This window comes from Anaeroplasma sp. (assembly GCF_034179385.1).
Lineage (GTDB): Bacteria > Bacillota_I > Bacilli_A > Acholeplasmatales > Anaeroplasmataceae > Anaeroplasma.
This window is the reverse complement of record NZ_JAXFPY010000057.1, coordinates 1-12524: the sequence shown is the minus strand read 5'-3', so window position 1 is coordinate 12524 and position 12524 is coordinate 1. Positions and strand designations below refer to the sequence as shown.

Here is a 12524-nt window from a genome sequence, read left to right as displayed (position 1 = left end):
ATTTATGATATTCAGGTGGGTGCACAGTGTCCTTGGGTTGCAGAAAACATCCCAGAAGAGATTGTAAAGCCTCATAAAATCCATCATTATACTACCTTTGATGATGAGGAGAACTAGGAGTGTTTTTCACTCCTTTTTCATACTTAAATTTTAAACATAAGCGAATTTCTTTTAAAAAATATCACTCTGTGATATAATTTTTAAAACGTTATAGAAAAGGGTGAATTTTATGAATAAAATGAACTTGACAGAAAATGAAAAGGAATTATTAAAATATGCTTATACCGATGATGATAGAATCGAAGAGGGGCTTTTATTTGACTATCAGGTAGAGGCACTTCATATGATAAGAAAATGTAGCGTTTATCTTAATGTAAGATACCCTATGTATAATTTGACTATGGTATCCTTTTTACCACAGGACAAAAAAAGAAATTACACAGAGATACATTTTAGAAATGAGGGTAGCTTAGTTACCTATACATTAAGATATAAAATGGGAGAGAATGATACATTCAGTGATAATTTTTATGATGTTCCCTTTGAGAATGAATATGATAAGAGAATAGAAAAGGAATTAAAGAAAAATGGAGTTGAAGCTTTGGCTTATACCGTATTTCCTTTCTTGATTTCAGATAAAATAGAGGATTTGGATGCATTATGGAATAAGAAGGAATTAGGTAGAAATACAGAGATATTTATTTTATGTGATTCCATGCCAAATGAAAGTGAGATCAATGCTTCATTAAATAAGATTACAGAAGTGTTTAAAAAATTAGGCTTTAATACAAATGGTATCCTTTATTATTTGTTTGATTTAGAGAATAAGGATATGGATAATATTTCCTTAGATTCCTATGTAAAGGATAGAGAAAATCAAAAAAATTACGTTTCTTTAGTATTTCGTATAATGTAGGAGAGTTATATGGCATTATTTAAGGTTGATGAATTATTATTAATTGAGAATTTAACATATTTTGAGGAAACCTATCCATTTACTGGAATTTTAAATGCGAAGGGAAGAAGTGTATCGGATTATTTAAATGCTATCGATATGGATAAGATTGATATGGAATTTGAATATTCTACCTATATGAATGGTTTTGATTTTAAGAATTTAGTCTTAGCTATGAAAAGGCATGATAATATTTTAGATTTAGTTATTCTAGATACCCATATGGATACAGCCTATGGTGGTGGAGGTGGAATTTCTGCCCTATTTTTGAACGAGAAGACAAAGGAAGCGGTAGTTGCCTTCCGTGGTACAGCGTTAAATGAGTGGACAGATGATTTTGTTGCCTCAAACCAAATTGATTCTCTTCAGCAAATTAACGCACTTGAGTGGTATAAGCAAATTTATGATAAATATAAATTAGGAGAATATACCGTTACCATTATCGGTCACTCTAAGGGCGGTAATAAAGCGAAATATATTACTATTTTAAATGACACCGTAGACAGGTGTGTATCCTTTGATGGACAGGGCTTTAGTGATGTATTTATTGCACATTATAAGGATAGAATCCTAAAGAGACAGGATATTATTGAAAACCATAATGTCGATTATGATTATGTTAATATTTTATTAAATGATATCGGTAAAAGAATTTATTACCATGGATATGATTATGGTAAAGGTGGATTTGCAGAAGCACATTGTCCAAATACCTTCTTTGATTTCCAAGAGGATGGTAAATACAATATGCGAATTAATAGTAGAGGTCAAGCACCAGAGATGCAGATTTTAGATCAATTTATTAATTCGATGTCTAGAAGTGATGTATCGGATAAGGAGCGAAATGAAAGTGCTCAATTGGTTGGTATATTAGTAGAAAAGGCATTTTCTATTGGTTCATCTGTAGACAATACCGTATCCGATTATATTTCCTTTGTCTGTGATTTAATCAAGGATGAAAAATATTCGAATAATACAGCATTTCTACTTGCCTTTGTTATCAGGTTCTCTATGGAAAATCAAGCCTTCTTACCTGCCCTAAAGGGTATTATGAAGCATTTTGGTATGGATGATTTTTCGAATATGATTGATATGATGGCAGAAATTATTCAATCGAAGAAGTTAGATCGTATTGTTAATTTATCGAACTTTTTAGCGCTCCATGTATCTTCAATAACTACGAAGATTATTCAATCCGTTGCGAAAAAGAAATTTGATATTGAGCTTTCTAAGGAGCAGGTTAAGGGGTTATTAGTTATTGTATCTATGACAAAGGAAGCCTTAAAGACTCTAAAGCTTAATATGGATGGTTCTGATATTACTCTTGAAAAGGATATTGTAGAGGAAGCAGAATATAGTCTTCCTGAGGAATTAAATATTGTCGTACTTTGTGGTGGATTATCTACACAAAGAAATATTTCCTTTAAGAGTGGATATCAGATAAAGGAATGCTTAAAGGAATTAAATTATAATGTCATTTTATTAGATTCCTTTATGGGATATCATGACGAAGAAGAGGTTATTGATAATCCATTTTTAGACCCAGAAAAATATTCACTTAAGGAAATGGATACCTCAAGTGAGATTGCGGATTTATGGGCAGTAAAAAAGAGAAGAGCGGATAAGAGCAATTCTTATTTTGGACCAAATGTACTTCAAATCTGTAAAAAGGCGGATTTAGTATTTATCGCATTACTTGGTGGAGATGCCGAAAATGGTAAGCTACAGGCTACCTTTGATTTACTTGGTATTGATTATACAGGCTGTGATTATTTTTCTAGTGCTATATCTACTAATAAATTTGTTGCAAAAAAGATTTTAAGCGATCAAGGTATTCCTGTACCTAAGGGCTATTTAATCAAAAAGGATGATGAGATAGTAACCCCTGAGGAAAAGAATTTTCACTACCCTGTCGTTGTAAAGCCATGTAATGGTGGTATAGGCTTAGGTATTAGTGTTGTTATGAACCAGCAAGCTTTTATAAAGGCGGTTAAGGAATCCTTTAGATGGGATAGTGAGGTATTAGTAGAGGAATATATTGTAGGTAGACAGTTTAGTGTTTCTACATTCAATGGGGTTGCCTTACCTATTTTAGAGAATGCTGCCTTAAATACCTTAGATAAGGATTCTGATTTAAGCTTAGATGGTAAGGAAGTTTTAAGATTTAATAAGAAATTTTCTAATCGTTTCATTAAAGAATTATCCAACCAAGCGGAAAAGGCAGCAAAGGCCTTAGGCATGAAGGAATATTCTATGTCCGATTTCATTATTAAAAATGATGGAAGTTATGTATGTATTGAGGTAGACTCACTTCCTGAAATCAATTTAGAATCTAGATTTGCTTCCTCGGCAAATGAGGCAGGAATTTCTTTAAAGGATTTATGTAATAAAATAATAGAGCTCGCTTTAAGCGAAAAGAATTAGGAGGCTTTTATGGGTGAAGTAAAGGCATATGAATGCTTAAATAAGGAAGAGGTCATCAAGGATTTAGGCACAAATAGAGAGATGGGATTAAGTCTGGCTGAGGCCGAAAAAAGATTAAATGAATATGGGGAAAACATTTTAAAGGAAAAGAAGAAGGATGGTCCTTTTAAAATTTTCTTATCTCAGCTTATGGACCCAATGATTTATGTATTATTTGCAGCAATTGCAGTAACTGTTGGTGTTTCTATTTATGAGACTATCAAGGTTATAAAGGAAGGAGGATCCTTTGATTTCTTCTCAACAGGAGATTGGCCTGATGTTATCATCATTTTAATTGTTATTTTGATGAACGCATTTATAGGTACGATTCAAGAGCTTAAGGCACAAACCTCACTAGAGGCATTAAAGAAAATGTCTAGTCCTGAATCTACAGTTATAAGAGATGGTAAAAGAATTAAGGTGAAATCCTCTAATTTAGTTCCCGGTGATGTCGTTATTATTGAAGAAGGCGATACCATAGGTGCTGATTTAAGGTTGATTGAGGCAGTAAATTTAAAGGTTAATGAATCCTCATTAACTGGTGAATCTGTACCTGTTGAAAAGGATTCTAATGTTGTATTTACAGATAAGGTTGCCTTAGGAGATAAGGTAAATTCCTGCTTCATGTCTACAACCGTTGCCTATGGTAGAGGTATTGGTGTAGTTGCAAGAACTGGAATGAATACAGAAATCGGTAAGATTGCAGAAGGCCTAAATGGAGATAAAGAAGAGATGACTCCACTACAGAAGGTTTTAGCAAATCTATCTAAGATTTTAGGTTTCATTACCCTAGCTGTAGTTTTGTTAGTATTCATTGTTGAAATTATTTGGATTTTTGTTGATGGTAAGGGTAGTGTAGTTGATGCATATATTGAGGCTATATTATCTGCAATTTCCTTAGCGGTTGCTGCAATTCCTGAAGGACTTGCTGCAGTTGTTACTATTGTTTTATCTTTAGGTGTTCAAAGAATGGTTAAGGCCAATACGATTGTAAGAAAGCTCCCTTCTGTTGAAACCTTAGGTAGTGTTAGTGTCGTATGTAGCGATAAAACAGGTACCTTAACTCAAAATAAGATGACGGTACTTGAGGCTTATGTACCTGGAAAATTATATGTTCGAGAGGATTTTAAGGAAGGCCATAAAGACTTTAATTTAACTCTTCTTGCAACAGGTATGAGCCTATGCTCAAATGCGACAGTCGATGAGGGATTATATGGAGATCCTACAGAAATTGCATTAGTTGTTTTCGCAAATGATTTTAATTTACATAAGAAAAATCTAGAAGAATCCTACCCAAGAGTAGAGGAATTACCTTTTGATTCTGTAAGAAAGCTTATGTCTACAAGACATGAGCATGAAGGTAAATCTATTGTATTTACTAAGGGTGCATTAGATTCTATTACAAAAAGAGCCACTAAGATTTTAGATAATGGCAAGGAAAGAGAAATTAGAGATAATGATATAAAAGCAATCTATGAAAAGAATCAATATTTTGCAGATAAGGCTTTAAGAGTATTAGCCTTAGCTTATCGCTATAAGGATGATATTGAAGAGGCAGATTTATGCTTTGTTGGTATGGTTGCGATGATTGACCCTGCAAGGCCTGAGGCAAAGGATGCAGTGGCGAAATTCAAAACGGCAGGTATTACTACAGTAATGATTACAGGAGATCACAAGGATACTGCCTTCGCAATCGCAAAGGAATTGGGTATTGCCTCTGACATTCGAGAGTGCCATACAGGTGAAGATGTCGATAATATGAGCGAAGAGGAACTAAGAGAATGCGTTAAAACGGCAAGAGTATTCGCAAGAGTTTCTCCAGAAAATAAGGTATCTATCGTAAAGGCATTTAAGGCAAATGGTCATATTGCCGCAATGACAGGTGATGGTGTTAACGATGCTCCATCATTAAAGGCTGCGGATATTGGTATTGCTATGGGTATTACAGGTACAGATGTAGCAAAGGGTGCTGCAGATATGGTATTAACCGATGATAATTTCGCATCGATTGAAAAGGCTGTAGAAGAGGGTAGATGTATCTATTCGAATATTCGTAAGACCGTATTATTCCTATTATCCTCTAATATTGCTGAGGTTATCCTAATGCTTGTATTAATCATGATAGGTATGCCTCTTCCACTCATTGCGATTCACCTACTTTGGGTAAATCTAGTTACAGACTCACTTCCTGCAGTTGCACTTGGTATGCAGCCAAAGGAGCAAGGCTTAATGAATGAGAAGCCAAGAGACCCACACGAGGGTATATTTGCGAATGGTGGTATGTTAATTACGCTTCTATATGGTGCTATCCTATCAATTTCTGTAATATTAGCATATTTCGTTCCTGCATGGATGCATATGGATGAGGTAAACGCCATAGGTGGAATTAAGCAATTCTATGAAGCAAATCCAGGCATACTAGATCAGGCAAGAACTATGGCCTTCGTTACTCTAGCATTCTCTGAGCTTACGCATATGATTGGTATGAGTGATGTTAAGCACTCCTTCATTCATATTTTTAAGGATAAGAACTGGATGATGGCTTTAGCCTTCGCTTTAGGTATTGCATTACAAATTGTTGTTGTAATGGTACCGGGTATTAACTCTATATTTAAGACAAGCTGGCTATCTCTTATGGAATGGTTCATTACGATTGGATTATGTTTAATCCCAATTGTAATCCATGAATTCTTAGTTTTAGTTTGGCATAAGCATACAAGAAATAAGTAAAAGTAAAAGTTAGGCGTCCTTGAATGGACGCCTTTCATTTTTTATTAGGAAATTGTAAAAATAACATTTATTTTATTTAGAATTAACATATAAAAACTAATTTTTACCTTAAAATAATTCGATAATTTACAGTTTATGAAAAAATAGGGAAAGTTTTTTCTCCCCTAAAGTACAGCAATACAAAAATGATTTTTTGACTTTACTTTTACATAGTCTTTTTTAAATTTTATAGATTTTTATGGAAAACATTGAAACAAGAGTTGCAGTTATTGGTAGTATCGTTGAAAAAAAGAAAATGTAGAAGTACTAAAAACCTATTTACCTTGACAAAACATTCAAAATGATGGTAAAAACACATTGTTTTGCCGTCAAAATGATGGTAAAATGGAAAAATAAAGATATTTGGTATAAAGCTGATTCTACTCGATATGAAGGACTTACAGAATATGTTATTTCTAATCTTTTATTAAAATTAACATTAAAAAATGATGAATTTGAAGATGGAACATATGCGGATTATACTGAAACTATATTTTTATATAGATAAGTATTTTAAAATCTCTTAAAGCTTTAATTTTCTTAAATCTTTAGGGGATTTCTTTTTTTTATATATATTTTTGTTTATAATAATATAAATGAAGGTGTAAGCATGAAATTCTTTAATAATGAGAAAAAAGAAGAAAATAAAATAAAAACCTATGATATCGATGGCTATGATGAGGATGGCTATAACAAGGAAGGCTATGACCGCTTTGGGTATAATAAGGAAGGCTTCAATCGTGAAGGCTATAATAAAATGGGCTATAACATAGATGGCTTTGATAGAAATGGCTACAACCGTGATGGCTATGATATAGAAGGCTTAGATATGTATGGCTATAATAAGGATGGCCTAGATAAGCTAGGCTATGACCGTTTTGGCTATAATAAGGATGGCTATAATAAATATGGCTATGACAAATATGGCTATAATAAAGAAGGCTATAATGCCTTAGGGTATGATAAGGAAGGCTTCAATCGTGAAGGCTTTAATAAGGATGGTATTCATAAAAGCCAAATAAAGAAGAAAACCTATGATTCCTTAGGCTTTGATGAAGAGGGCTATAACACATACGGGTTTAATAAAGAAGGCTTTAACAAAAAAGGCTATAATATAGAAGGCTATGATAAATATGGCTATAATGCACAAGGCTTTAATAAGGATCATATGCATAAAAATGGTACTCCATATGATGAAGAGGGCTATGATTTTAACGGCTTTAACAAGGAAGGCTTTAATAGATGGAAATATAATAGAGAAGGTATTCATGAAAGTATTGTTCCTATAAGAGAGGAATTTAGAGCCTTAGCGAAGAAAAATATTGGTAAAATACTATTCCACGATAAATTTGGGGAAGGTAAAATTGTATCGATTACTCCTAATGTGGATTATAAAAGTGGATATTTTAAGGTTTTATTTTCTCATGGAATAGAAAAGGAATTTCTATTCCCTTCTGCCTTAAATAATTTCTTTACAGAAAATGATTTTTTAAATAAGCCTATAGAGGAATTAAATTATAGTGAAAGAGAATTTGTTAAGGAAAGAAATTATTTATCCTTAGTAGAAAATAAATTAAATGAATTATCTAGTGCAGAATATAAAGCCAAAACTATCGTAAGAGATACCTCCTGGAATAATCCATATGATGAGGATTATGACCCTCAAGAGACAGAGGATTATTTTTACAATAAATCCATGAAGGATTATTGGAATAAGGTAGCTCTATCTCCATTCTTTGGAAGTGTTACGATTAAGGATAAGTCCTATTATATTGGTAAGGATGCAATTTTAGGCTTTGTGTATGATTGGAGAAGTGTAGAAGCATCTCCATATTATATGTATGCATCCTTACTTGAATCGGATTTAGATATAAAATTAGTAAGAAATCATACGATTGAATATAAAAGATATAAAAGCTTTATGGATTTATTTAATAAATTAAATCCAAAGAATTCCAATATTGTATCTACAGATGAATATTTAAATCAAATATTAAAGGATCAAAGATTATCTAAGGAAACACATGAAATTATTCATTCCATTCAGAATAAGCAATTTGAAATTATTTCGAATTTAAATAATGAAAATATCTTAGTGAATGGATGTGCTGGGTCTGGTAAGACTATGATTCTATTCCATAAGATTGCCTATATGGCATTTCATAAAAAGGATTTTAATCCTAAAGAGGTATTAGTTATATCTTCGAATATCTTATTAAAAAGAGAAGGAGATTTACTCGCTCGTGAATTAAAGCTCGATAGAATTAGAAATTATAGCTTAGAAGGATTTTATGATTCCTTATTAAATTCAATTACAAAGCAATATGATTTAAATATAGATTATAGCTTTAATGCTATACAAAAAAGAAATCCTAAAATCTATAATAAGGATTTCCTAAATGAATTAAATTTCAATTTTTTTGAATGTTTAAAGGATTTATCTAAGATAGATGCTTTAGTTTCAAAATATTTAAAAATAAAGGAAAATATATTCATAAATAAAGATTCTATAGAGGATATAATCAAGATATTCTCTAAAATACCATTTATGAATTTAATTCAGGAATTTAAAAATAATGATTTATTAAAGATTAAATCCGTATTTAAGGATAATGTAGAATATAATCAAAAGGGAGATTTATTAAAGAATTATACGAATAGAAATCTATTTATAGAATATTTCAATAAGGATTCGGATTTAATTCATAAAATCGATGCTTATATAAGCTATAATAAGGAAATTAAGAATTATAATTTATATAAGGAAGGTAAGCTTCCTTCATATAAATTAACTTTAGCTTCTCATTATTTAAATTCTTTAATTAAAGATTCCTATAATCTAATCGATTATAAATTCCTATTGTTATATTTAATTAAAGATTTAAATATAGATTATCCATTTACAACTACCATATTTATTGATGAATATCAAAATTATTCTAGAGTGGAATTTGAGCTTATTAAGGACATTTATCCTTATGCAAGCTATAATTTCTTTGGCGACCTAAAGCAAAGAATTGATGCCTCTAGCATAAATTCTACTCTTGAGCTTCCTTTCTTATTTAAGGAATATATTTTAAATGTCAATTATAGATCCTCTAAGGAGGTATGCTGGTATTTAAATAAGAAATTTGATACCAATATGCAGCCTATTGGAGTTTATGGTAGGGCAGAGGAAGTAAGTATAGATCATTTACTTGCGATTGATGAGGAAAAGGATCGCTGTGCATTAATTGTTAAGGATTTTAACTATACGAAAATACTTAAGACAAAGAATAAATGTAAATTTATTAATGTTTTAAAAAAGGATAAAATCGATAGAGATTATATTAATATTTTATTAGTAGATGATGTAAAGGGACTTGAATTTGAAAAGGTTTATGTATATCCTTTAGGTATGAGCAAGGAAGAGGAATATTTAGCCTCCTCTAGAGCCTTGAGGCATTTAGTTGTTTTAAAGGAGTGATCGTATGGCACATATTTTAAATTTAGAAGAATTTGAAAAGGTCTATAAATTCTTTGATTGTAGTCTTTATAAAATGGAAGTAGAATATCCTAGTGTTTATGATGACATAAAGAATTTAAATGTGTCCGATTCTACTTTTAAAAAATGGAACGAGAAATATGTATTAAAGGATATAGATTCTTTTGATAAAGAGAATATAGATTCTATTCATGGAATAAAAAGAGATGTTTTTATTCCTGTAGATTATTCGATTACAAAAAAATTATTCTTAAATTTTAAAGAAATTCTAGATATAGATAGTATATCTACTATAGATAAGCTTGAATGCTTATTAGATATTCATTTTAGCCTATATCCAGGAAAGCAGGCTCCATTTAGTGGGTTTATGGGTTTAGCTGTATATAATAATGATTTCGATTTATTAAATGAAATGAGAGAAATTTATATTCATTTATTAATGGAATCTAAGGGGGAGGATTGCATAGATTCCTATAAGATATTTATTATTTTTTCTTTGGCCTATGATCTTGATTATAAATTAGATGAATTAAATAAGAAATATGCAATAAAAGCGAAAAAGGCCTTCCAAGATGATATAGAAGATGGTGAGTCCTTGTGGCCTATGGTTTGCTATTTAACAGGTATAGCTGTAGAAGAAAATTATAGAAATGCGTATAGAGCATTAAAGCTTACCTATGATAAATACCATGAGATTAGTGATGATTTTATTAATTATTTATCCTTTATTAATTTCATTGCGAAAAGGAATTATACTCCAGATGATGTATTAAAGCTTGAATCCTTAGAGAAGAGAGAATCTATGCCAGAGCTTGAAGAAAAGATAGGCTTATATCCTGGAGAGATTTAAGATTTGTATTAAATAGTGATTTCAAAGAAAGAGTTTAAAATTTTTAAAATATAGAAAATGAGGGAAAAAGTATGTTGAAATGGGAAGATAAAACGGATTTTTTTAGTGAGGAAAGAAGACATTGGTGTGGAAGATATTTATTACAATGTGAAGTTGCGTTAGATGAAATTGAAGTAGATGTTTATTCTTCATCTGATTTGTGGGAGGTATTTATTCAATTTGGAAAAATAACTGGTGTTTCATACGAAAAAGAAGAAAATATATATGAATTAAGAGATAATATCAAAAAAGATATAGAAGAAATATATTCTAAATATAAATTTGATATTCCTGGTAAGGTAATTAATGAATTTTGTGAAAAATATAATCTAGATATTATGAGTTCTTTTTTTGATTTTTCTAGCTTTTTTTAAAATTGAACAAAGATAATGATTTGATGTAGATTAGCATTTTATATGTAACTAATAATAAATAATATTATTAAAATAAATGAAGTGAATATTTCGCCTGAATAGCGCCAGCGATTCGCAGTTAGAGAGCCACCTATTCACGGGAATAGAACCACCCGTTTTAAAAGCGGATGGTTCATTATTTTTTGTAGCGAATAAATGTGAACTAAATATGGTTTTATTTATTCCATATGTATTTATTATTTTTATGTGCTCTTTATCTCATATTAACATTACCAGATTCAATAGTAGTAGAATTATGTACAATACGATCCATAATAGCATCTGCATGTAAACTACCACCTAAACGTGTATGCCAGTCAGCTGTTTTATACTGACTAACAAAAATAGTTGAAGATTATCATATCGTATTTCAAATAATTCAAATAAAAATTGAATGTCATCTTGTGTCAAATCATTAATTAACCACTCATCAATTACAAATAATTTATAAGATGCCAATCTATTTAAATATACACCAATTGTTAAATTTAACATTTGTCGGATTAAAAGCATAACATTTATCGGGTTTTTTTAAAAACATTTGTCGGATTAAATCTAAAAATTGCAAATACATAGAAGTTATTCCAAATGGATCTGTAAAATAATTTATCAGTGGTAATGTTATTTAATAATATTATCAATTTAAAAGCATTAGGAAAAACATTAATAGACAGATAATACGAATTAGAAAATATATTCATATGTGGCTATATAGATTGCTGATGATATCAAAAAAATAATTGACATAAATACAACCCAAATAATAGAAAAATTATATCCAAAAAGAAAGCCTCGAAGAAGGGATTTATTTACTGTAATGCATGTTCCCTTTAGAATGGCATAATTTTGGCATTTTTTGACATGAATTAAAAAATGGGGAAACACAAAAATCATAATGTTGTTATTGATTTTTGTGTTTAAGATGGATTATAATTTGATTTGGGAAAAAGAAGGCTTAACCTCAATAATGACAACTGAGAGAAACTTATGCGTTGAGAGATGGTTTACAAATACATTAACTATGCCATATAGTTATCCAGTATCTTCACATTCAAAAAACGAAACATTAATTTATGGTCAGGAGTATACAGATGGTATTTGAAATTAGATTTAAAAAGACCCTTTTATTTATATTAGCTACCTTGTCTTTTATATTTGTATTGACTTCTTGTAGCAATAAAAACTCATATAGCGGAGTTGAAAGAGATTTTATTGCTAAGCATTCTGATTTCTTTTGGGAAGAGGAAAATATAGAAAAAGAATTGTGCTTATATCAATACGAAGAATACTATTTTTATTATTACTCATTTGTCAAAAATGATACCGGTGAAGAATTCGAAAGAGTATCGATGTGGGAGTCATCTAAAAACATGAACGGCGTTAATATGTATAAAGAAAAAGCACATATATATTTAATGCCATATGATTTAAGTAGTCAGTTTCCTGAAGAGTATCAGCTTTATTTAAATGCAAAGAAGCTTGGTTTAATAAAAGAATATACAGCAGATGAAATAGAAAAGATTAAAAGTAGTATTTAATATTTTAAAGTAA

At 30.5% G+C, this 12524-nt stretch carries 8 protein-coding genes; all 8 read left to right on the top strand.

Annotated elements, in window-relative coordinates; genetic code table 11:
• The first annotated feature begins 229 nt into the window (after positions 1-229).
• Positions 230-916, top strand: coding sequence for a hypothetical protein (locus tag SPJ17_RS03740; protein WP_321092879.1), 687 nt, complete (start codon positions 230-232; stop codon positions 914-916).
• 9 nt (positions 917-925) lie between these two features.
• Entirely contained in the window at positions 926-3379 is a 2454-nt protein-coding gene (locus SPJ17_RS03735) for an Mbeg1-like protein (RefSeq protein ID WP_321092878.1), read from the top strand.
• A gap of 9 nt (positions 3380-3388) precedes the next feature.
• Positions 3389-6148, top strand: a complete 2760-nt coding sequence (locus SPJ17_RS03730; RefSeq protein ID WP_321092876.1) for a cation-translocating P-type ATPase — start codon at positions 3389-3391, stop codon at positions 6146-6148.
• A gap of 373 nt (positions 6149-6521) precedes the next feature.
• Positions 6522-6695: a hypothetical protein gene (locus tag SPJ17_RS03725; protein ID WP_321092875.1), complete on the top strand. Its 174-nt coding sequence runs from the start codon at positions 6522-6524 to the stop codon at positions 6693-6695.
• 102 nt (positions 6696-6797) lie between these two features.
• Positions 6798-9653, top strand: coding sequence for a UvrD-helicase domain-containing protein (locus tag SPJ17_RS03720; protein WP_321092874.1), 2856 nt, complete (start codon positions 6798-6800; stop codon positions 9651-9653).
• A gap of 4 nt (positions 9654-9657) precedes the next feature.
• Positions 9658-10521: a hypothetical protein gene (locus SPJ17_RS03715; RefSeq protein ID WP_321092873.1), complete on the top strand. Its 864-nt coding sequence runs from the start codon at positions 9658-9660 to the stop codon at positions 10519-10521.
• Positions 10522-10592: 71 nt separating this feature from the next.
• On the top strand, positions 10593-10934 hold the full coding sequence (locus tag SPJ17_RS03710) for a hypothetical protein (protein ID WP_321092872.1): 342 nt from the start codon (positions 10593-10595) through the stop codon (positions 10932-10934).
• 1130 nt (positions 10935-12064) lie between these two features.
• On the top strand, positions 12065-12511 hold the full coding sequence (locus SPJ17_RS03705) for a hypothetical protein (protein ID WP_321092871.1): 447 nt from the start codon (positions 12065-12067) through the stop codon (positions 12509-12511).
• Positions 12512-12524 lie beyond the last annotated feature (13 nt).

Bases quoted from the DNA above. Each gene is read 5' to 3' on its own strand.
- SPJ17_RS03740 (WP_321092879.1), top strand. From the start codon at position 230: ATGAATAAAATGAACTTGACAGAAAATGAAAAGGAATTATTAAAATAT.
- SPJ17_RS03735 (WP_321092878.1), top strand. From the start codon at position 926: ATGGCATTATTTAAGGTTGATGAATTATTATTAATTGAGAATTTAACA.
- SPJ17_RS03730 (WP_321092876.1), top strand. From the start codon at position 3,389: ATGGGTGAAGTAAAGGCATATGAATGCTTAAATAAGGAAGAGGTCATC.
- SPJ17_RS03725 (WP_321092875.1), top strand. From the start codon at position 6,522: ATGATGGTAAAATGGAAAAATAAAGATATTTGGTATAAAGCTGATTCT.
- SPJ17_RS03720 (WP_321092874.1), top strand. From the start codon at position 6,798: ATGAAATTCTTTAATAATGAGAAAAAAGAAGAAAATAAAATAAAAACC.
- SPJ17_RS03715 (WP_321092873.1), top strand. From the start codon at position 9,658: ATGGCACATATTTTAAATTTAGAAGAATTTGAAAAGGTCTATAAATTC.
- SPJ17_RS03710 (WP_321092872.1), top strand. From the start codon at position 10,593: ATGTTGAAATGGGAAGATAAAACGGATTTTTTTAGTGAGGAAAGAAGA.
- SPJ17_RS03705 (WP_321092871.1), top strand. From the start codon at position 12,065: ATGGTATTTGAAATTAGATTTAAAAAGACCCTTTTATTTATATTAGCT.